At 63.1% G+C, this 21,630-nt stretch carries 20 protein-coding genes; 15 read left to right on the top strand and 5 right to left on the bottom strand.

Annotated elements, in window-relative coordinates; genetic code table 11:
* The first annotated feature begins 40 nt into the window (after positions 1-40).
* Both AAFO92_RS13305 and AAFO92_RS13300 read left to right on the top strand, forming a co-directional pair.
* Positions 41-634: an NAD(P)H-dependent oxidoreductase gene (locus AAFO92_RS13305; protein WP_347535892.1), complete on the top strand. Its 594-nt coding sequence runs from the start codon at positions 41-43 to the stop codon at positions 632-634.
* 4 nt (positions 635-638) lie between these two features.
* Positions 639-2,561 carry a cation:proton antiporter gene (locus AAFO92_RS13300; RefSeq protein WP_347535890.1) on the top strand — a complete coding sequence of 641 codons (1,923 nt, stop codon included), beginning with the start codon at positions 639-641 and terminating at the stop codon, positions 2,559-2,561.
* Between the two features lie 80 nt (positions 2,562-2,641).
* Here the strand turns inward: AAFO92_RS13300 and AAFO92_RS13295 are convergent, their stop codons facing one another.
* Together AAFO92_RS13295 and AAFO92_RS13290 are read right to left on the bottom strand one after the other, a co-directional pair.
* On the bottom strand, positions 2,642-4,987 hold the full coding sequence (locus AAFO92_RS13295) for a hypothetical protein (RefSeq protein WP_347535888.1): 2,346 nt from the start codon (positions 4,985-4,987) through the stop codon (positions 2,642-2,644).
* A gap of 180 nt (positions 4,988-5,167) precedes the next feature.
* Entirely contained in the window at positions 5,168-6,721 is a 1,554-nt protein-coding gene (locus AAFO92_RS13290) for an ABC transporter substrate-binding protein (protein ID WP_347535886.1), read from the bottom strand.
* Between the two features lie 341 nt (positions 6,722-7,062).
* Here AAFO92_RS13290 and betI point away from each other — a divergent pair, with 341 nt between their 5' ends.
* The 5 genes from betI (at position 7,063) to AAFO92_RS13265 (ending at position 11,956) form a co-directional block, all read left to right on the top strand.
* Positions 7,063-7,635, top strand: a complete 573-nt coding sequence (betI, locus tag AAFO92_RS13285; protein WP_347536377.1) for a transcriptional regulator BetI — start codon at positions 7,063-7,065, stop codon at positions 7,633-7,635.
* On the top strand, positions 7,632-9,140 hold the full coding sequence (betC, locus tag AAFO92_RS13280) for a choline-sulfatase (protein WP_347535884.1): 1,509 nt from the start codon (positions 7,632-7,634) through the stop codon (positions 9,138-9,140). Before betI ends, betC begins: the two co-directional genes overlap by 4 nt.
* A gap of 113 nt (positions 9,141-9,253) precedes the next feature.
* Positions 9,254-10,912, top strand: coding sequence for a choline dehydrogenase (gene betA / locus AAFO92_RS13275; RefSeq protein WP_347535882.1), 1,659 nt, complete (start codon positions 9,254-9,256; stop codon positions 10,910-10,912).
* A 54-nt stretch (positions 10,913-10,966) separates the two neighbouring features.
* On the top strand, positions 10,967-11,620 hold the full coding sequence (locus AAFO92_RS13270) for a thermonuclease family protein (protein ID WP_347535879.1): 654 nt from the start codon (positions 10,967-10,969) through the stop codon (positions 11,618-11,620).
* A 99-nt stretch (positions 11,621-11,719) separates the two neighbouring features.
* Complete coding sequence (locus AAFO92_RS13265) at positions 11,720-11,956, top strand: YdcH family protein (protein ID WP_347535877.1); 237 nt, start codon at positions 11,720-11,722, stop codon at positions 11,954-11,956.
* Positions 11,957-11,959: 3 nt separating this feature from the next.
* On the opposite strand, the gene AAFO92_RS13260 is transcribed toward AAFO92_RS13265, so the two are convergent.
* Positions 11,960-13,360, bottom strand: coding sequence for a short-chain fatty acyl-CoA regulator family protein (locus tag AAFO92_RS13260; protein ID WP_347535875.1), 1,401 nt, complete (start codon positions 13,358-13,360; stop codon positions 11,960-11,962).
* Between the two features lie 70 nt (positions 13,361-13,430).
* Positions 13,431-14,648, bottom strand: a complete 1,218-nt coding sequence (locus tag AAFO92_RS13255; RefSeq protein WP_347535873.1) for a multidrug effflux MFS transporter — start codon at positions 14,646-14,648, stop codon at positions 13,431-13,433.
* Between the two features lie 173 nt (positions 14,649-14,821).
* On the opposite strand from AAFO92_RS13255, the gene AAFO92_RS13250 reads away from it, so the two are divergent.
* The 8 genes from AAFO92_RS13250 to AAFO92_RS13215 all read left to right on the top strand — a co-directional run bounded on the left by AAFO92_RS13250 (position 14,822) and on the right by AAFO92_RS13215 (position 21,000).
* Positions 14,822-16,354, top strand: coding sequence for an acyl-CoA carboxylase subunit beta (locus tag AAFO92_RS13250; protein WP_347535871.1), 1,533 nt, complete (start codon positions 14,822-14,824; stop codon positions 16,352-16,354).
* Positions 16,355-16,378: 24 nt separating this feature from the next.
* On the top strand, positions 16,379-16,714 hold the full coding sequence (locus tag AAFO92_RS13245) for a hypothetical protein (RefSeq protein WP_347535869.1): 336 nt from the start codon (positions 16,379-16,381) through the stop codon (positions 16,712-16,714).
* A 5-nt stretch (positions 16,715-16,719) separates the two neighbouring features.
* On the top strand, positions 16,720-17,106 hold the full coding sequence (locus tag AAFO92_RS13240; protein WP_347535867.1) for a DUF6497 family protein: 387 nt from the start codon (positions 16,720-16,722) through the stop codon (positions 17,104-17,106).
* Between the two features lie 37 nt (positions 17,107-17,143).
* Positions 17,144-17,278 carry a hypothetical protein gene (locus tag AAFO92_RS13235; protein ID WP_347535866.1) on the top strand — a complete coding sequence of 45 codons (135 nt, stop codon included), beginning with the start codon at positions 17,144-17,146 and terminating at the stop codon, positions 17,276-17,278.
* A 66-nt stretch (positions 17,279-17,344) separates the two neighbouring features.
* On the top strand, positions 17,345-17,707 hold the full coding sequence (locus tag AAFO92_RS13230) for a hypothetical protein (protein ID WP_347535864.1): 363 nt from the start codon (positions 17,345-17,347) through the stop codon (positions 17,705-17,707).
* 403 nt (positions 17,708-18,110) lie between these two features.
* A complete protein-coding gene (locus AAFO92_RS13225) occupies positions 18,111-18,317 on the top strand; it encodes a hypothetical protein (protein WP_347535862.1) in 207 nt (68 codons plus the stop codon).
* Positions 18,318-18,452: 135 nt separating this feature from the next.
* Positions 18,453-20,453: an acetyl/propionyl/methylcrotonyl-CoA carboxylase subunit alpha gene (locus AAFO92_RS13220; protein ID WP_347535859.1), complete on the top strand. Its 2,001-nt coding sequence runs from the start codon at positions 18,453-18,455 to the stop codon at positions 20,451-20,453.
* Positions 20,454-20,457: 4 nt separating this feature from the next.
* Positions 20,458-21,000 carry a hypothetical protein gene (locus AAFO92_RS13215; protein WP_347535857.1) on the top strand — a complete coding sequence of 181 codons (543 nt, stop codon included), beginning with the start codon at positions 20,458-20,460 and terminating at the stop codon, positions 20,998-21,000.
* Positions 21,001-21,010: 10 nt separating this feature from the next.
* On the opposite strand, the gene AAFO92_RS13210 is transcribed toward AAFO92_RS13215, so the two are convergent.
* Positions 21,011-21,613, bottom strand: coding sequence for a DUF4174 domain-containing protein (locus AAFO92_RS13210; RefSeq protein WP_347535855.1), 603 nt, complete (start codon positions 21,611-21,613; stop codon positions 21,011-21,013).
* Positions 21,614-21,630 lie beyond the last annotated feature (17 nt).

The raw sequence follows: 21,630 nt of genomic DNA, 5'->3' as shown, positions 1-21,630 counted from the left end.
AATCATGTTCCCTACTGGACGAAACAGAAAGGAGCTTGCCGTGGCGAACGTGCTTCATATCTTCGCGCATCCCGGACTGGCCTCATCGCGCATCAACATGTCGCAATGGCGCGCCGCGCAATCGGTCGAGGGGATAACCAGCGTCGATCTCTATGCCGAGAATCCGCGGTACATCATCGATATCGAGGCCGAACAGGAACGCCTGCTGAAGCATGATATCATCGTGCTGCAATTCCCGCTTTTCTGGTATTCCTGCCCGGCGCTGGTCAAAGAGTGGATCGACCTGGTTCTGGAACATGGCTTTGCCTATGGCGAAGGCGGCGACCGGCTGAAGGGGAAATCGCTGGTGCTGGCGATTTCGGCCGGAGGACCGCAAACCGCGTACAGCCCGGAGGGCTATCAGCACTTCCCCTTACGCACATTCCTGACCCCGTTCGAACAGACCGCGCGGCTGTGTCAGATGCACTTCCCGGCGCCCTATGTCCAGCACGGCGCCCTGAGCGCCGACCCCGACCCCCATGCGCGGGGGTTCAGGCGACTGCTGGCGGCATTGCGCGACAACCAGCTGGATCTGCCCCGCGCCATCCGGTCCGAGATCCTTACCCACGACACCCTGCCATTGATCGAAAGATGAGACGATGACCGATTTTCTGCTTCTGGCCTTCCTGTTTCTCATCGCCGGTGTGGTGTCGGTGCCCATCGCATCGCGGCTCGGCCTTGGCTCGGTCCTGGGGTACCTGATCGCGGGCATCCTCCTCAGTCCGATCCTTGCGCTGCTGCATGTGGACGTGATCTCGATCCAGCATTTCGCCGAGTTCGGCGTGGTCATGATGCTGTTCCTCGTCGGGCTGGAACTGGAACCCAGGCTCTTGTGGGAGATGCGCGCGCGGCTTCTGGGCCTGGGCGGATTGCAGGTGGGGCTGACCACGGCGCTGATCTCCGCTGCGGGCGTCGGTTTCGGATTGCAATGGCAGGTCGCTGTTGCCATCGGGCTGATCTTTGCACTGTCCTCGACCGCCATCGTTCTGCAGACGCTGAACGAAAAGGGCCTGATGAAAAGCGACGGCGGGCAGGCAAGCTTCTCGGTCCTGCTGTTTCAGGACATCGCCGTCATCCCGATGCTTGCCTTCATTCCGCTGCTTGCTCTGCCTGCCCTGGGCGATCACGGCGCCGGGGCAGGGCATGGCGATGACGGCCACGGCGCGGCCATGTCCCTGGTTGACGGGCTCAGCGGCTGGCAGACCGCACTGGTCACGCTGGCGGCTATCGCACTCGTCGTCGCGGGCGGCATGTTCCTGACCCGCCCGGCGTTCCGGTTCATCGCGCACGCCAATCTGCGCGAGATCTTTGTTGCCGCCGCCCTGACATTCGTCATCGGCATCGCGCTCTTGATGACGCTGGTGGGGCTGTCACCCGCGCTTGGCACGTTTCTTGCCGGCGTCGTTCTGGCCAACAGTGAGTACCGGCATGAACTCGAAAGCGATATCGACCCGTTCCGGGGGCTGCTGCTCGGGCTTTTCTTCATGACCGTGGGGGCGGCCATCGATTTTGGCCTGCTCGTTGCCGAACCGCTACTGATCGTCGGGCTGACATTGGGGGTGATGGCCCTTAAGGCCGGTGTGCTGTTGGTGCTTGCCCGGATCTTTCGGGTGCGGGACGAACAGGGGTGGCTGTTCGGGATGGGCCTGGCGCAGGCCGGTGAATTCGGTTTTGTCCTGATCTCGTTCGCCGCCGCCAACGCGGTATTGCCACCCGACATCACGCCGCGGCTGACGCTGGTGGTCACGCTGTCGATGATGCTGACACCGCTTCTGTTCATTCTCTATGACCGCGTCGTCCTGCCGCGCTATCAATCGGCGGAATCGCAAGAGGCCGACGAGATTTCGGCGCCCGGTCACATCATCATCGCGGGCCACGGCCGGTTCGGCGGCGTCATCAACCGGATGCTGGTGACCGCCGGGCATGAAACGACGGTTCTCGATCATTCGTCGAAACAACTTGAAATGCTGCGCGCCTTCGGTGTCCGCGCCTTCTTTGGCGATGCAACCCGCCCGGACCTGCTGGAGGCTGCGGGAATACGCTCTGCCTCTCTGCTGGTTATCGCCATAGATGACCGGCACGGCGCGACCGAACTCGTGCGGTATGTCACCCAGAACCATCCGCAGGTTCATATCACCGCCCGTGCGATGGACCGTGGTCATGTCTACGAGCTTTGGGCCGCCGGCTGCCGCGACATTATCCGCGACACGTTCGACAGTTCGGTCCGCGCGGGCCGCTCGGCCTATGAGGCCCTGGGCATGCACCCGTTCGAAGCCGAGCGTACCGCGCGCGCCTTCGTGGCCGAGAACCAGCGCACCATGCGCGAACTTGCCGATCTCTACGATCCCGATATCCCTGTGCATGAGAATGAGGGTTACCTAGCGCGTGCGCGCGAGTTGATGGACGAACAGTCCGCGCAGATGCGCGCGCGTGGCAAAGGCGCCTTTCACGAACGCTCTGAACGGGGCTGGACACCGCCCAGCGTGAAGGATCAGGAGGCCGCAGCCCAAAGCCAGGGCTAGGCATCCACCTTTATCGCCTGTTGCGGCCCGGCTGCGGCGAACACCCGGCGCCCGTTCGGCCGGTCAGCGAACGTGACCCCCTATGACAGGCGCAGCTTGACGGATCGGGGATGCTTCCACGCGTCGCATGCCGCAGATGTCCAGCGGCTCTTGCCGCCATTGGTCTCGAAGATCATCATGTCGGCCAGCCCCATGATCTGATCCTGCACCCGCCTGACAGTGCCGAAATAGGCGTCGCGGTCGCTGTCCAGATCCGCGTCCGAAACAGCAAGCGGGCGCAGGTCCAACCTGCGTATCTGGCCGGCGGCAGCAGCCTGCAGCGCGGTAGATTCCTGGCCGAGCCGGTCCAGCACTGCCGCCATCTTGGCGCGGTCGCGCTGGTCCAGCGGCCCGCCGGCCAGGTGTTCGGCGGCGATCCGGTCGACAAGCGGGACACGCGCCGAATTGAACAGCAACACGCGCGCCTGCCGCCCGGTCAGCCCGTGCCACAGCGTCAGCAGGCGCTGTGTGGCCATCCGGTCAAAACCCGGTGCATTGGGGCTGAGGATTTCCAGCTCCCGTTCGCCCATGCCCGGCAGCACATCAGCTTCAAATGCCGCGCGAAACTGTTCCTCCAGCCGGTCCAGCATCGCCTCTTCCACAGCCAGAGGGCCCATCACCCCGACCCGCAATACCGCGCGCCAGCACGGGCTGCGCCGGGCGTCCCTGAACCGCTGCCGCCCGTTTTCAAGCGCCATGCGCACGTTGTTGCGGTCCTTGTTCCGCTCGGATTCCGGCAAATCGTCACAAGGAACGATCAGCGGATGCAGCTTTTTCTCGTTATCGCGTGGGCCATCGACGCGCCCCCGATATCCTTCGGCGCGGCGTTCCGCGTTCCAGCGTTCATGTTCGGCCCGCCAGAGCGGCTGCAGCAGTTCGTCATCGCCAAGGATCTGGTCCACCGGTGTTTCATGCGCCCTCAGCCCGGCCACCGACATGCCGAATGGCGGCACAAGCCCCGCCGCATAGAACATCTCGACCGAGGCAAGCGCGGCCCGGTAGCTTGACCTGCGCTCGCGCGTGCTAAGGTTTTCCCAGGCGTTTTCCGGCGCTTTCTTGTCCCCCAGGGTCTCGCGCCAGCGGTCGTGAATGGCCTTGGCCTGCGCCTCGTAGATGTCCTCCAGGGCAAGGTCTTCGGCATCCAGAACCCGCCCGCCAAACGCCACGATCCCTCCGGTCAGATCCTCGACCGGTTCAGGCGCGATCGAGGTGAGGCTGTCGCTGCGCATGTAGATCGGCGCCTTGAGACACAGCCTTTCCAGCTGAAGCTGGCGCAGCCGAATGGCAATCGCGACGTTGCGCTCATCCTCGCCTGCGGCCACCACCAGGGCGGTAACGGGCGTCTGGGATTCTGCGGCAATCAGCAGGTCGGCCTGCCCGTCGGCACAGCATTCCAGCGCATCCATCTCGAAAAACTCGATATGGGGCCCGAACTTTCGGAATTCCGGGTTCAGCAGGTCAGGCCGTTCAGCCCGAAGCCGCGCCTGCGCGCATCCAAGGCGGTTGTCCAGGATGGTCAGGCGCAGCGGCAAGAGGCCCGGGCGATGGCAGCGCAGCACCAATTCCTCGGCCACGGCCAGGTTGACCTTGCCCAGCCCGATCAGAACGATGTGGACCTGTTTCTGTCCGCGCAGATGCGCGAGCTGCGTCGGCGCCATGCCGGTGACCAGTGACCGCGCCACCATCTCGCCGCGCGAGATCAGTTTGGCGTTGCCGAATTCCCCGGACAGAAGCGACAGATCGCGCGCGACCGAATTGTCCTCGACCCGAAGCGTCAGTTCCGTGTTCCGCCGCCGTTTTTCGGGCACCTCGCTCAGCCAGAGGCGGGCGCGATGCACGTTGGTGATCGCGTCGGGGCTGCCGAAAATGACCTGGCGTGGTGCGCGCCCGATCGCACGCCCCGTCGCGGTGTCGTCATCCATCCGGTCCGGCAGCCACAGCCCGCCCGCATCCCGCGATTGCGGATCGAGCTTCTCGAGGTTTTCTTCGGTGTCGAAAATCGTGATCTTGCCCTGCCGCGCTGCATAATCTACCGCGAAATCCGAGGCGCCGATGATGACATGGCGGCCACGGGCAAGCGCGGCGCGAAAGCGCTTTGCCACCCCGCCCAGAAACACCAGCGCCAGTCCGAACAGCGCGGAAATCGTTGCCCCCAGCCCGGTAATCCGCGCGACGCCCAACATCCAGTTCAATCCCGCCTGGCCGTCTTCGGGATCGGCCACGTAGATGCTGTCGCCGGTAAAGGCCAGCAGGGTACGGTAAAGCACCTCCAGCGGCGGTAAATCGGACACCTGCGCCAGCGCCTTCGTCCAACCGCAATAGCCGAAACCGAATGTCGCGCCCACAAGCAGCACAAAGATGAAAAAGTTCAGGCGTTTCTTGGTCATCGGGGCGGTTCTTCGGCTTTCTGCTCGTTCCCACGGGGCTGCCCCAATGGTTCTGACAACTCTGCGTCAAGTGCATGGGTCTTGGCAATATCGGCCATGCCAATGCCCGGAAAGCTCATAACCGGACGAAAAAAGGGCCGGGGGTAACCCGGCCCTTTTCCGATACTGATGGTGCCCGGATCAGGCGAAGGACCAGCGCTCGGCCCAGCGTTCGCCATCCATGTCCCAGTTCGAGGCCAGATCGCCCGAGGTCTTCACCTTGGTCGATGTCGCGAAGACGTAATTCGCGAACATCGGGATGATCACGCCACCCTGGTTCGATACGATGTCCTGCATTTCCCAGTACATGTCCCGGCGCTTGTCCGAGTCCAGTTCGGCGCGGGCTTCGACCATCAGCGCCTCGAACCGGTCGTGGCACCAGAAGCTGTCGTTCCACGCAGCGCCACAGGAATAGGCGGTCGCGAACATCTGGTCCTGCACAGGACGGCCCGACCAGTAAACCGCCGAGAACGGTTTCTTCATCCAGACATCCGACCAGTAGCCATCGTTCGGCTCGCGGACGACGTCGATATTGATGCCTGCCGACTTGGCGGAAGCCTGGAACAGGACGCCCGCATCGACCGCACCGGCAAAGGCGGCATCGGCAGCCGACAGGCTGACCGACAGGCTGTCCATACCGGCTTCTTTCAGGTGCCACTTGGCCTTGTCGGGATCATAGGTCTTCTGCTCAAGCTCGGTGTTGTAATAGAGCTGACCCTGGCCAACCGGAACGTCGTTCCCGACCGAACCGTAGCCGAACAGGATCTTTTCAACCAGTTCTTCGCGGTTGATCGCGTATTTCAGCGCCTGGCGCACGTTGTTATCGTCGAACGGCGCCTGATTGGTCGACATGGCGAAGGTGAAATGCTGGGTGCCGGCGACCGAGTTGATCTTGATGTTCTGGTTGCGCTCCAGCAGTCCAACGGTCTTCAGGTCAAGACGGTCGATCACGTCGACATCGCCCGAGACCAGCGCCGTTGTCCGCGCGTTCTGGTCGACCAGCGCCAGCATCTCGATGCTGTCGAAGAAGGCCACGTCATCCCGCCAGTGGTTCGGGTTGCGTTCCATCTGGCAGGAGACACCGAAATTCTTGTTCTTCAAGATGTAGCTGCCGCAGCCATCTCCCGATTCCCAATCAATGCTGTCATCCTTGGCCGGGTGAATGGTCAGGTGATAGTCGCTGAGGATGAAGGGGAAGTCGGCATTGCCGCCCGACAAGTCGAACACGACCGTGTCGCCATCGATGCTGATATTCTCGACCGGTGCCACAAGCGGGCCGGCAGCCGAGGTCGAATTCTCGCCGCGATGGAAATTGATCGAGGCCGCAACATCTTCGGGTGTCAGGTCCTTGCCCGAGTGGAATTTAACGCCCTGGCGAATCTTGAAGCGCCACGATTTCGCATCCGGCGTCGCCTCCCAGCTCTCGGCCAGTTCCGGCGCCAGCGATCCGTCCGCCTTCACCTCGGTCAACCGGCCGTGGATGGCAAAGGCCATGCCGATGGTAAAGCCGTTCTCCCAGGTGCCCGGGTTCAGCGTGTCGGTGGTCTGGCCGTGGGCCTTGCCGACACGCAGGTGCCCGCCGCGCTTGGGTGCGGCCATCGCACCGCCCAGCGGCAGGGTCGCGGCCATGGCCGTTGCGGCCGTGGTCTGCAAGAAGCGGCGCCTGTTCAGGCCGCCATTGGTTAGGATCGTCATTATTGTATCTCCCTGATAGTTTTGAGTTCACTGGGTGTCGCCACTGCGGGGCAGGGGAACCTTCTCCATTTTGTCGATCGCACGGCACCGCCTGCGGAAACATTCGTCAAGGGAACGGTTGTTTTCGTCATTTTCAGGCATGTACCCGCTGCACAGCGACAATCGTTGAACGGTCCGAGATTAGGCCGACGCCGTCTCTGTGTGCAAGGTCAATGTGACAGGCGGGTGATGGCTGGGCGGGCAAGGGGCACCGTATTTTTATTGATTGACGAGTCAATTAAACACGATTACGACGAGTTGGCAATCCGAAATCAAGGGGGAAAACAGTGCCGAAGGTGGGGATGGAGCCGATACGCCGCTCGGCGCTGGTGGAGGCGACGATCCATGAGATCGGCGCGCAGGGGACGCTGGATGTCACCGTCAGCCAGATCGCCAAGCGGGCAGGCATGTCCAGCGCCCTGGCGCATCATTATTTCGGATCGAAAGAACAGATTTTCGCCGCCGCCATGCGCCACATCCTGACGCTGTTCGGGGCCGAGGTCCGCGGTGCGCTGCTGATGGCGAAAACCCCGCGCGACCGGATCGAGGCGATCATCCGCGCCAGCTTTGCCCCGGCGCAATTCCGGCCCGAGTTTGTCTCGGCCTGGCTCAATTTCTATGTGCAGGCGCAAAAATCCGACGAGGCGCGGCGGCTTCTGCATATCTACCAACGCCGGTTGCGGTCGAACCTGCTGCACGCCTTCCGCCCGATCGCGGGGACAGATGCGCGCATGTTGACCCGTGGTCTGGCGGCGATGATCGACGGGCTCTACATCCGCCAGGCGCTGCGCGAGGATCCGATGTCACCCTCTGCGGCGATTGATGTTCTGCTGCACTACCTCGAGTCCAGCCTTGTTGAAGGATCACGTGAATGAACGCCCCCAACATCCTGATTTTCATGGTGGATCAGCTGAATGGAACGCTCTTTCCCGACGGACCTGCCGAGTGGCTGCACGCGCCCAACCTGAAGAAGTTGGCGGCGCGCTCGACGCGATTTGCCAATGCCTATACCGCCTCGCCGCTTTGCGCGCCGGGCCGGGCGAGTTTCATGTCCGGTCTGCTGCCCTCGCGCAGCCGGGTCTACGACAACGCGGCCGAATTTTCCGCCGATATCCCGACCTATGCGCATCACCTGCGCCGCGCGGGCTATCAGACCTGTCTGAGCGGCAAGATGCATTTTGTCGGCCCCGATCAGCTGCACGGGTTCGAGCAACGCCTGACCACCGATATCTACCCCGCCGATTTCGGCTGGACGCCGGATTACCGCAAACCGGGCGAGCGGATTGACTGGTGGTACCATAACATGGGCTCGGTCACCGGGGCGGGCGTGGCCGAGATCTCGAACCAGATGGAATATGACGACGAGGTGGCCTATCACGCCACCCGCAAGGTCTATGATCTGGCGCGCGGTCATGACGACCGGCCCTGGTGCCTGACGGTCAGCTTTACCCATCCGCACGACCCCTATGTGGCGCGGCGGAAATACTGGGATCTCTACGAGGATTGCGAATATCTGCTGCCGGAGGTTCCGGCGATGGCGTATGAAGACCACGACCCCCATGCGCAGCGGATCTTCGACGCCAATGACTGGCGGTCCTTCGACATTACCGAGGATGACATTCGCAAGTCGCGCCGCGCCTATTTCGCCAATATCTCGTATCTGGACGACAAGATCGGCGAGGTCATGGCCGCGTTGGAGGCGACACGCCAGGAGGCGGTGATCCTCTTTGTCAGCGATCACGGCGACATGCTGGGCGAGCGCGGGCTGTGGTTCAAGATGTGCTTCTACGAGGGCTCTGCACGGGTGCCGCTGATGATCTCGGCGCCGGGGATGGCGCCCGGGCGGATCGGCGCCCCGGTCAGCACCGTCGACATATGTCCGACGCTGTGCGATCTGGCCGGGGTGGACATGGCCGAGGTGATGCCCTGGGTCGCGGGCGAAAGCCTGAAGCCCTTGGGGCAGGGCGCGCAACGGCAGAGCCCGGTGACAATGGAATATGCCGCCGAAGCGTCTTATTCGCCTTTGATCTGCCTGCGCCATGCAAGATGGAAATATACCAATTGCGGGCTTGATCCCGAGCAGCTTTTCGACCTCGAGGCCGACCCGCACGAGTTGCGGAACCTGGCCGGGGACCCGGCGCATTTCGATACGCTGGAACGGTTCCGGGCCGAGGCCGCGGCGCGGTGGGACCTGGAGCGGTTCGATGCCGAGGTGCGCGAAAGCCAGGCGCGGCGATGGGTGGTCTACGAGGCGCTGCGGAAGGGTGGCTATTACCCGTGGGATTACCAGCCGCTGCAGAAGGCGTCCGAGCGCTACATGCGCAACCACATGGATCTGAACGTGGTCGAGGAAAACCAGCGTTTCCCGAGGGGCGAGTGATGCGGGTTTCATCGGGGCAGGCTGCCGGACGGGGGCGGTATCGTCGCATTGGCGCGCCGCCCGCCCGCCCACCCCGTCGCGCCAATGCGACGACTGAGAACTAGGGGGGTATCATGGAAGCAGATTATGTTGTCGTAGGGGCGGGCAGCGCCGGCTGCGCGATGACCTATCGCCTAGCCGAGGCCGGGAAGTCAGTGCTGGTTGTCGAACATGGCGGCAGCGATATCGGCCCGTTCATCCAGATGCCCGGCGCGCTGAGCTATCCGATGAACATGAAGATGTATGACTGGGGTTACCAGAGCGAGCCCGAGCCGCATCTGAACAACCGGCAATTGGCCTGTCCCCGCGGCAAGGTGATCGGCGGGTCATCGAGCATCAACGGCATGGTCTATGTGCGCGGTCATGCCCGCGACTACGATCACTGGCGCGACCAGGGGGCCGATGGCTGGGGCTATGCCGATGTGCTGCCCTATTTCAAGCGCATGGAAGGCTGGGACGATGCAGGCCATGGCGGCGATCCGGCCTGGCGCGGCGCCAACGGCCCGCTGAGCATCACCCGGGGCACCATGTCCAACCCGCTGACCCGCGCCTTTGTCGAGGCCGGCGGGCAGGCGGGATACGAACTGACCGAGGACTATAACGGCGAAAAGCAGGAAGGTTTCGGCCCTTTCGAGATGACCGTCCGGAACGGTCAGCGCTGGTCAGCCGCGAATGCCTATCTGAAGCCCGCGCTGAAGCGGGAGAATTGCGACATCATCCGCGGCCTCGTGCATCGCGTGGTCATCGAGGAAGGCCGCGCCGTGGGGGTCGAGGCGACGGTCAGGGGCAAGCGCAAGCTCATCCGGGCGCGTGCCGAGGTGATCATCTCGGCCTCGGCCATCAACTCGCCCAAGATCCTGATGCTCTCGGGCGTGGGGCCGGGCGCGCATCTGGCGGAACACGGCATCGAGGTGGTGGCGGACCGGCCCGGGGTGGGCGGCAACCTGCAGGATCACCTGGAGCTTTATATCCAGATGGCGGCAAGCCAGCCGGTCAGCCTGTACCGGTACTGGAACCTTGCGGGCAAGGCCTATGTCGGCGCGCGCTGGCTGATGGGTTTCGGCGGGCCCGGCGCCAGCAACCAATTCGAAAGCTGTGGTTTCATCCGCTCGGACAAGGGGGTGGATTACCCCGATATCCAGTTTCACTTCCTGCCCATCGCCGTGCGCTATGACGGCAAGGCGGCCGCCGAGGGGCACGGGTTCCAGGCCCATGTCGGCCCGATGCGCAGCAAATCGCGCGGGGCAGTCACCTTGCGCAGCGCCGATCCGGCCGCCGACCCGGTGATCCGGTTCAATTACATGAGCGAAGAAAGCGATTGGGTCGATTTCCGCAAATGTATCCGGCTCACGCGTGAGATCTTTGCGCAGGACGCGTTCAAGCCCTTTGCAAGGCACGAGATCCAGCCGGGCGCCGAGGTGCAGAGTGATGCGCAGCTGGATGATTTCATCCGCGAACATGCCGAAAGCGCCTATCACCCCTGCGGCACCTGCAGGATGGGCCGCGCCGATGATCCGGAGGCCGTGGTTGACCCCGAGGGCAGGGTGATCGGCGTCGAGGCGCTGCGCGTTGCCGACAGCAGCATTTTCCCGCAGATCACCAATGGCAACCTCAATGGTCCGTCGATCATGGTGGGTGAGAAAATGGCCGACCACGTCCTGGGTCTGACACCGCTTGCGGCAGACAATGCCGAACCGTGGATAAGCCCGCGCTGGCGCGAAGCACAGCGTTAACGTTACCGGAACTAACCGCTTGATATCCGGCGCAATGCCCCGGATATTAACCGGATGTTAAGGATTTGTTCTACTCTTGTTCTGGTGTTGCTGGCCGCGCCCGCCCTGGCAGGGGTGGAGGGCGTGGTACGGGTCATCGACGGGGACACGCTCGATGTCGGCGGGGTGCGGGTGCGCCTGCACGGCATCGACGCGCCCGAGATTGGCCAGACCTGCCAGACCTCCCAGGGGCAGGACTGGGATTGCGGCACATGGGCCAGCCGCGCGGCGCGGGCGCGCTATCAGGGTGTGCGGGCCAGTTGTGACGCGATGGACAGGGATCATTATGACCGGGTCGTGGCCACCTGCCGGGTGGGTGGCCGGGATATGGGCCGCGATCTGGTGCGGAACGGCATGGCAGTGGCCTTCCGCCGATACTCTCACGCCTATGTCGCGGATGAACGTGCGGCGAAACGGGCGCATCTGGGCCTGCATTCGGGGGCGTTCCAACGCCCGGCAGAGCATCGCCGAACGAAAGTGGCGCAATCCGCCGCCCCTGATGCCGGATGTGTCATCAAGGGCAATATCTCGAAGTCGGGTGCGCGCATCTTTCATCTGCCGGGCCAGCAATTCTACGACGCAACAACGATCCGCAGCGACCATGGCGAACGCTGGTTCTGCAGCGTGGCCGAGGCACGGGCGGCGGGGTGGCGCGCGGCCCGCCGCTGAGCTCCACAGGTCCGCAGGGCGTCGCAATTGATCCGTGTCAAAGCCGGCTTGCCCGGAGGGGTCTATCCCATTGGAAACGACCAAGAGGAAAGGCCCGAAATGTCCCATACCCCCCACGAGTTGCACGAGGAATTCCCTGAATTCGATGCGCGGATTGCCGAATTGAAGGCGAGCGACGCGCATTTCGCGCGCCTGGCCGACGAATACCATCAGATCAACCGGGCGGTGCACCGGGCCGAAACCAGCGTTGATCCTGTCGGGGAAATGACCGAAGTGGACATGCGCAAGAAGCGCGGCGCGTTGAAGGATGAAATCTACCGGATGCTATCGGCCTGAAACTCAGCCGACCCTGTAGGGCAGGACGCCGCGTTCATCAGGCGTGATCGACAGGCGGCGTTCAAGCGGCGGCACCGAGCGCTGATGGCAATCGGTGCGTTCGCAGATGCGGCACGAGATGCCGATGGGCTCGTAGGCCCGGGCATTGGTCAGGTCCATGTCATCGGCATAGACCAGCGCCTCGGCATGTTTGACATCACAGCCAAGGGCAATGGCAAAGCGGCGCACCGGCGCCCCGTAGGAGCCGCCGGATTTCGAGACATCCCGGGCCAGGCTGATATAGCGCACGCCGTCCGGTGTTTCGGCCAGTTGCCGCAGGAACCGCCCCGGGGTTTCAAAGGCGCGGTGCACGTTCCAAAGCGGGCAGGCACCGCCGAACCGGGCGAATTGCAGCCGCGTGGCCGAGTGGCGCTTGGTGATCGTGCCGGCCTGATCGACACGCACGAAGAAGAACGGCACCCCCTTGGCACCGGGGCGCTGCAGGGTCGATAGCCGGTGCGCAACCTGTTCGATCGAGGCGCCGAACCGGTTCGACAGCACCTCCAGGTCGTGCCGCGTGGTGCGGGCGGCGTCCAGAAACCGGGTATAGGGCATCAGCGCCGCCCCGGCGAAATAATTGGCCAGGCCGATCTTGGCGATGGCGCGCGCGGCGTCGGACTGGAAGTTGGCGAAATTCAGCGTTGCCTCCAGCAGTTTGTCCTGCGTCAGCAGCGCCAGTTGCAGCAGGATCTGAAAGATGCGCGTTTCGGGGGCTGCGCGGGACGACACATAAAGCGTCCCGTTCGACCGGTCGAAGACCCGCAACTGATCGGTGTCGGCATCGGCGACGGTGATCCCAAGCGCCGACAGCCGGTCAATGGCGATATCGCGTATGGTGCGTTGCGTGCCGGTGGGGGTGGCGAAGCGTTCCGCCGCACGATCGACCGCATCGAGGTAGTTATCGCAATAGTGAAAGAAGTCGCGCACCTCATCCCAGGGGCTGGACTGGGTGCGGGAATCCTCTCGCCCCAGGGCTTCGTCCAGTGAGGCAAGGCGTTCATGGGTCTGTCGATAGGCGCTGTGCAGTTCCAGGAAGGCCCGGGCCAGCGCCGGGGCGTTCGAGGCGGTAAGTCGTAAATCTGCAAGCGGTGGTGAGGTGTCGCCGAAGATCGGATCGGCCAGCGCCTCGCGCATGTCGCTGACCATGCGTTCGGCATCGCCGGTGCTCAGCTCGGTCACGTCGAAACCGAATTCCTGCGCCAGCGCCAGCACCACGGTCGTGCTGACCGGGCGATTGTTGTTCTCCATCTGGTTGAGATAGGGCAGCGAGACGCCCAGCTTGGCGGCGAAATCCTTTTGCGTCAGCCCCAGCCGCTGCCGGGTCTCGCGCAGCTTGGCCCCTGCATAGAGCTTTTGTGTCGGCATGAGTCCGTTTCTGCCTTTGCAAGTTTGCTTTCCAGCAGGATAGGTTTGCAAAGATGCGGGCGCAAGGGGGTCAGGGCGAACTCAGGCTGCGTTCGCGGCGGATTACCAGCAATATGGTGACGATCGCCAGCAGGCCGGTGGTCAGCATGATCCAGAGCAGCGGGAAGGCGCCGCTTTGCGGGGTAAGCAGTGCGCCGGCCAGCGCCGACAGTGCCGCGCCCAGCCCGATCATCAGCGCCCCGGCCAGGCCGCTGGCCGTGCCGGCAAGATGCGGGCGGACAGAAAGCGCCCCGGCGGTGGCATTGGGAATGGCCATGCCGTTGCCCAGGCCCATGAAGGTCATCAGGCCGAAGAAGCTGATTTCAGTCCCCAGGCCTGCGTAAAACAGCGCGAGGTTCAGGCCGATGCCGCCGGCGTTGAACAGCGTGCCCCAGTAGACCATGCGATTGATGCCAATTCGCACCGAAAACCGGCCGGACAGGAAATTACCCAGGAAATACCCGATTGCCGGGGCGCCAAAGTAAAAGCCCAACTTTTCCGGGGGCAGTCCAAAGACCTGGTCTCCGACAAAGGGCGCGCCGCCCAGATAGGCAAAGAACGATCCCGAAGAGAGGCCCGAGGCCATGGCATAGCCCCAGAACCGCGGCGAGGCAAAGAGCGCGGGGTAATCGCTGAACTGCTGGCGGAAAGTGCGGCCCGAGAGCGGTGCGGTTTCGCCCAGATCGGCCCAGGTCAGCCACAGGACCAGCAGGCCAAGCGCCATAAGCAGCCAGAAATTTGCCTGCCAGCCAAACGCCGCGTCCAGCATCCCGCCGATCGCCGGCCCGATCATCGGCACGACGGCCATGCCCATGGTGACATAGCCGATCATGCTGGCGGCCTGCTCGTCCGGCACCATGTCGCGCACGATCGCGCGGCTGAGAACCATCGCCACCACGATTGTCGCCTGCAACATGCGAAAGGTCAGAAAGACATACGCGTTGGTGGCCAGAACGCAGCCCAGCGTGGCCAGCAGGAACACCACCGTGCCCCACAAGATCACCGGGCGCCGCCCCCATTTGTCCGATACCGGCCCCACAACCAGCTGCAACCCCGCGTTGATTCCCAGGTAGAGCGCGACCGACAGCTGCAAGAGCCGGTAATCGGTCTGGAAATAGGTGGTCATGCCGGGCAGGCTGGGCAGAAAGATGTTCATCGCCAGGGCGGAAAGCCCGGCAAGCAAGATCAGCGTCAGGATATGGGGTGATGTCCGGCGATCGAGGAACCGGACATTGACATTGTGAGCCATGTGCCTTGGGTAAGGTCGTGGGTCGGGGAAGTCCACGCCTGTCGGTGGAAGATTAGCAAATTTACATATTAGCTCTTTGTTGTTTTCAAAGGTTTGCAAATTTGCTGGTTTTTACTTCCCCCATCGGGCCGAAACTCCCTATGTTCATGCAACGACCGAAAAAGGGGAGCGCCATGAAAGATATCCTTCAGCAACTGGAAGATCGCCGCACCGAGGCCCGCCTTGGCGGGGGCGAAAAACGCATTGCCGCGCAACATGGCAAGGGCAAGCTGACGGCCCGCGAACGGATCGAGTTGCTGCTGGACGAGGGCAGCTTTGAAGAGTTTGACATGTTCGTGGCGCATCGCTGCACCGATTTCGGGATGGACAAGGTCAAGATGCCCGGCGACGGCGTGATCACCGGCTGGGGCACGATCAATGGCCGCATGGTCTATGTCTTCAGCCAGGATTTCACCGTGTTCGGCGGATCGCTCTCTGAGACCCACGCGCAGAAGATCTGCAAGGTCATGGACATGGCGATGCAGAACGGCGCGCCGGTGATCGGGCTGAACGATTCCGGTGGCGCGCGCATTCAGGAGGGCGTGGCCTCTCTGGCGGGATATGCGGACGTGTTCCAGCGCAACATCATGGCCTCGGGCGTCATCCCGCAGATCAGCGTGATCATGGGCCCCTGCGCCGGTGGCGCGGTCTATTCCCCGGCGATGACCGACTTCATTTTCATGGTCAAGGACACCTCTTACATGTTCGTGACCGGCCCCGACGTGGTCAAGACGGTGACCAACGAGCAGGTCACCGCCGAGGAACTGGGCGGCGCATCGACCCACACCCGCAAGAGCTCGGTCGCCGATGGGGCGTTCGAGAATGATGTCGAGGCGCTGGCCGAGGTGCGGCGGCTGGTCGATTTCCTGCCGCTGAACAACCGCGACAAGGCGCCGGTGCGTCCGTTCTTCGACACGCCGGGCCGGGTCGAAGAAAGCCTCGATACCCTGATCCCCGACAATGCCAACACGCCCTATGACATGAAGGAGCTGATCGAAAAGATCGCGGACGAAGGCGACTTCTACGAGATCCAAGAGGATTTTGCCAAGAACATCATCACCGGGTTCATCCGCCTGGAGGGGCAGACCGCGGGCGTGGTGGCAAACCAGCCGATGGTGCTGGCCGGGTGCCTGGATATCGACTCGAGCCGCAAGGCCGCGCGCTTCGTGCGGTTCTGTGACGCGTTCGAGATCCCGATCCTGACCTTCGTCGACGTGCCGGGCTTCCTGCCGGGAACCTCCCAGGAATATGGCGGGGTGATCAAGCACGGCGCCAAGCTGCTGTTTGCCTATGGCGAGGCAACGGTGCCCAAGGTCACGGTCATCACCCGCAAGGCCTATGGCGGGGCCTATGACGTGATGGCGTCCAAGCACCTGCGCGGCGATTTCAACTATGCCTGGCCCACCGCCGAGATCGCAGTGATGGGCGCCAAGGGCGCGACCGAGATCATTCACCGCGCGGATCTGGGCGATGCCGACAAGATCGCAGCCCATACCAAGGATTACGAGGACCGGTTCGCCAACCCCTTCGTCGCGGCCGAACGTGGCTTTATCGACGAGGTGATCATGCCGCATAACACGCGGATGCGGGTCAGCCGGGCGTTTGCGTCCCTGCGCAACAAGAAACTGAGCAACCCGTGGAAAAAACACGACAATATCCCGCTCTGAAGACAGTCTGAACAAGGAGACCGGATGCCCCGCAACCGCTGGCATATCCTTCGCGATGGCGACGTGCTGACCCTGGCGCGGCGGCTGCCGGTGCGGTTTGATCTGGCGGTCTCGACAACGCTGCAGGGCGGGTCGCGGCTGCGGATTGCGCGGCAGGTGCGGCAGGATGTCTGGCGGGCGCTCAGCAACCTTCGCGGGTTCGCGCCGGCGGTGCGGGTCACGCGCATCGCCTCGGGGCTGGAGGTGACTGCGGGGGGGCAGGTGGCTGGCCGCTTTCCACGGGAGCAGGCCGAGGCGCGGATCGACGCGGTATTGAATGACCCGGCGAACCGGGCCCGCTGGATACGGTGGGCCGGATGAGGGGCGTGCTGACATACCTTGCCGCTGCTGCCTTTCCCGGTGGTGTCTGGGCGAGCGATGCGGACACGGTCGTGCTGCCCTCGGGGCTTGAGACCTATCTGCAGGAAACCCTGTGGGACAGGCCCGGGGGCGGGCTGGTCTATCGGTTCCGTTTCGTTGCGCCGGCGTTTTCGGCCGCCGAGGCGGATTTCGACGCGGTAAGCGCCGACCTTGAGCATCTTTGCAACAGCTTCGCCCTGCCCAGGCTGTCAAATGTCGGGCCCTTGCCGTCACAGATCATTATTTCCCTGGCCGACCGCGAAAGCGAATTCGGGGTCATCGACCCGGATGTCAGCCAGGTGTTCGAGGCCTACAGCATCGAGGAAGACACCTGCAAATGGGAGGTTTTCTGATGCGGCAAATCCACGACCAGCACAACAGGAGACAGGCATGTCACAGGGCTTCAGCTTCATCATGGCCGTTGGCCTCATCGGGCTGGCCGCAGCCTGCACCCGGCCGGCCGAGAATGAATTCGTCGTGGTCGAGCCCGCTTCGGCCGCGCCTGAGCAGACCGGAGAATACTAGCCGCAAGCGATGCGGGCCGTCGGTTCGGACCGATCGGGCGCGCGCGCCGACGCCGGAGGATCTATCATGCTGAAGCATCGCGGGTTTCCGGGCCGCCTGCCGGGTACCGATTTTCAGTTCACCATCCGCCGCGCCAATCCCAAGGGCGCCACGCCGTTGATCCGCCGCGAACGGTTTCGCGACCGGAAACCTGCCGACCGGCGCGCGGATGCGGCCTTTGTCCAGGCGCTGTGGGAGCATTTCGGCGATCAGCCGTTTGAACGCGGCAATCTGGATGCGGGCCGGCTGAGCTGGCTGCTGGGCCGCGAGGTGGTAGCGGCGGAAGATCCCTTTGATTCGCAAAGCTACGAGGCGTTGCTGAGACTGGACATCACGGCGGCCAAAGCGGCGTTTCCGGACGCCTTTGATGGCACGGAGGCAGGCGAATGACCTTCGTAAAACGCGTATTTGATGCGACATATTCTCCGCCCGGTTGCGAAAACGGCGTGTTTCTGCCCAAAAGTTGTGTGAATACGCGAAATACAGCCGATGCGGTTGTGGCGCGCGTAATGCGCTTGGATCGCCCCGAATTTGCGTGCAGCATCAAGGGCGTAGTGGCGGTCCCCCCCCAATGGACCGAGACGCATAGTCTAATCCGTTACCCTTCCCCTTACGGGCGGTCTTGTGCATTACGGTACAGGCCGCCCATTTTTTTGCGCCCGGAGGCGGCTGCTGCGGATCGGCGGCGCGCTGCGCACCGGTTTGCCGCCCGGTCGATATGCTTTGACCCGGGCGCCGGAATGGCGTTGAATCGCGCAATAAACAACGAGAAGCAGACACGAGGCTATCTTCTATGCGTATCAGATCCAAATTCATGCTGGCCGTCGCGGCCTGTGCCGGTCTTTCGGCCTGTGGCGACACCTTTGGCGAGCAGGCCCTTATCGGTGCGGGGGCGGGGGCCGGCACGGCGGTTGTCGTCGGCGGCAACGTCGCCACGGGCGCGCTGGTCGGCGCGGCGGGCAACGTCGCCTATTGCCAGGCCTATCCGAACCGCTGCTAGCAGATATTTCCGCGCCCTGACGGGTGCGACCGTTCAGACAGAAACCACCGGTGCCTTCGGGCGCGCCGGTGGTTTTCTTTTTGTCAATTCCGTGCGCGATGCCGCGCGGCCCAAGACTGATAGAGGGGATGAGATATGTTCAAGAAGATCCTGATCGCGAACCGGGGTGAGATCGCCTGCCGCGTCATCAAGACCGCGCGCAAGATGGGCATCAAGACGGTGGCGATCTACTCGGACGCCGACCGCAACGCGCTGCATGTGAAAATGGCGGACGAGGCGGTGCATATCGGGCCGCCGCCCGCGTCCGAATCCTATATCGTGATCGACAAGGTGATGGACGCGATCCGTCAGACCGGCGCCGAGGCGGTGCATCCCGGCTATGGATTCCTGAGCGAGAACAGCAAATTCGCCGAGGCGCTCGAGAAAGAGGGCGTCGCCTTTATCGGGCCGCCCAAGGGCGCGATCGAGGCGATGGGCGACAAGATTACCTCGAAGAAGATCGCGCAGGAGGCCAAGGTCAGCACCGTGCCCGGCTATATGGGCCTGATCGAGGATGCCGAGGAGGCGGTCAAGATCTCGAACGAGATCGGCTATCCGGTGATGATCAAGGCCAGCGCCGGGGGCGGCGGCAAGGGGATGCGCATCGCGTGGAACGATGACGAGGCGCGCGAGGGGTTCCAGAGCTCGAAGAACGAGGCCGCCAGCAGTTTCGGCGACGACCGGATCTTCATCGAAAAATTCGTCACCCAGCCGCGGCATATCGAGATCCAGGTGCTGTGCGACAGCCACGGCAACGGAATCTACCTGAACGAGCGTGAATGTTCGATCCAGCGCCGCAACCAGAAAGTCGTCGAGGAGGCGCCAAGCCCGTTTCTGGACGAGGCCACGCGCAAGGCGATGGGCGACCAGTCTGTCGCGCTGGCCCAGGCGGTGGGCTATACCAGCGCCGGCACGGTCGAGTTCATCGTCGACGGCGACAAGAATTTCTATTTCCTCGAGATGAACACCCGCCTGCAGGTCGAACATCCGGTTACCGAACTGATCACCGGGGTCGATCTGGTCGAACAGATGATTCGTGTGGCAAATGGCGAAGAGCTTGCGATCAGGCAGGCCGATGTGGGCATCAATGGCTGGGCGATCGAGAACCGGCTATACGCCGAGGATCCCTATCGCGGTTTCCTGCCCTCGATCGGACGCCTGACCCGGTATCGCCCGCCCCTAGAGGTGGCCGAGGATGCGCGCGCCGTGCGCAACGATACCGGCGTCTATGAGGGCGGCGAGATCAGCATGTATTATGACCCGATGATCGCCAAGCTCTGCACCTGGGCGCCGACGCGCGATGAGGCCATCGAGGAAATGCGGGTGGCGCTGGACAGTTTCGAGATCGAGGGGATCGGCCATAACCTGCCCTTCCTGGCGGCGGTGATGGACCATCCGAAATTCGTCTCGGGCGACATGACCACCGCCTTTATCGCCGAGGAATATCCCGACGGGTTCGAGGGTGTGACGCTGCACGGCGATACGTTGCGCAGGATCGCGGCCAGTGCCGCCGCCATGCACCGGGTGGCCGAGATCAGGCGCACCCGCGTGTCGGGCCGGATGGACAACCACGAACGTCATGTGGGCGAGGAGTGGGTGGTTACGCTGCAGGGCGAGGATCACGCCGTGACGATCGACGCCTATCGCGGCGGGGCGAACGTCAGGTTCGCGGCGGGTGGCGAGATGAAGGTCGAAAGCGACTGGACGCCCGGCGACCACCTGGCCGTGCTCAGCGTCGACGGCACGCCGCTGATATTGAAAGTGGGCAAGATCAGCGGCGGATTTCGCATTCGCAACCGCGGGGCGGAGCTGAAGGTGCATGTGCGCACCCCCCGCCAGGCGGAACTGGCGGCGTTAATGCCCGAGAAACTGCCACCTGATACATCGAAGATGCTGTTGTGCCCGATGCCCGGCCTGATCGTGAAGGTGAATGTCAGCGAGGGGGACGAGGTGCAGGAGGGCCAGGCGTTGTGCACGGTTGAGGCGATGAAGATGGAAAACATCCTGCGGGCCGAGAAAAAGGCAATCGTGTCGTCGATCAAGGCCGGTCCGGGTGACAGCCTTGCGGTTGACGACGTGATCATGGAGTTCGAGTGACCTGATGTTCCAACGGGGCGGATCATATGCGGCAGGCGGGCGGGCACGTATCGTGCTGACTGGCCTGGTGCTGGCCGCCCTGGCCGGATGCTGGCGCGAGGATGAAGGCGCCCTGCGCAACCGGATGGAGCGGTGGTTTGCCATTGGTGAGACCGTCGCCTTTCACGCCACCGGTGACTGTGCGGCGGCCGTTTTCCGGCTGGTCCAGATGGAGGTGAAAGCACCGCTTTCCGTTGTGTCGGCCGCGCCCGAGGTGCCGGGCATGCTGTCGCGGCGCGGTGCGGTCGCGCTGCACGATCCGACCCTGGCACCGGATGTCGCGCTGGCCGAGATCGTGAACACGGATCGCCCCACGGGCATGAACATGCGGCGCGCGGCGCTCGAGGGGCGGATGTGCATGAATGCGCATACCGAAAGCGCCTTTCGCTATGCGCTGGACAATCCGCGCACGGTGCTGGCCTACGATGCCGATCCGTCGACGATCATGCTGATGGATCCGCATACCGGCCTTCTGGTCGTGGCGATGGGGGCGGTGGAATGGTTGTGACGCCGCAGGGTCAGCTGCCGCCAAGCCCCTCACGGATTTCCTGCTGGCGCATGGGCAGCTTGTCGATGGTGCGGGTGATTTCACGCACATCCCAGGGGAAGGGTTTGCGCAGATACTTGATGCCGTCCTTGCCGATGAGCACCAGCATGAAACCGCGCGGACGCAATTGCTTGCGCAGCGTGCCTTTGGCTGCGGGGTTGGTGTCGGTCAGAACGATGACGTCACGCTCGGCCAGCGCATCCAGACGCGACTCGATATATTCCATCTGCTGGATGAAGCGCGGATCGGCCGGGGTATCGGCAAAGACGATCAGAGGCCGGTTTATCCATAAAAATTCGCTCAAATCCACCGTTTCGCCGGACATGATGCGGGGATGTTCAAACATGCTTTCGTCATCTGTGGCCTCTTGCGCAAGGGCGGGGCCTGCAAGCAACATCATAAGAACAAAGGGTAAAAACTTTTCCATCACCTCTCCTGTCTGCCAAAATATAAGGGTCTGGATCCGGATTGCGAACAGGAATCGTGCCTGGGGCCGCGAAAATTTGAACATTAATCTCGTTGATAGCTTTGGAGTGTCAGAATGCAGGTCATGACATTTCAAATGGCCCATCATCCGGCAGCACGGCGAAA

The sequence above is a fragment of the Roseovarius sp. CAU 1744 genome, assembly GCF_039839345.1.
Lineage (GTDB): Bacteria > Pseudomonadota > Alphaproteobacteria > Rhodobacterales > Rhodobacteraceae > Roseovarius.
Note: the sequence above shows the minus strand (reverse complement) of the source record. Positions and strands in the feature narration are given on the sequence as shown.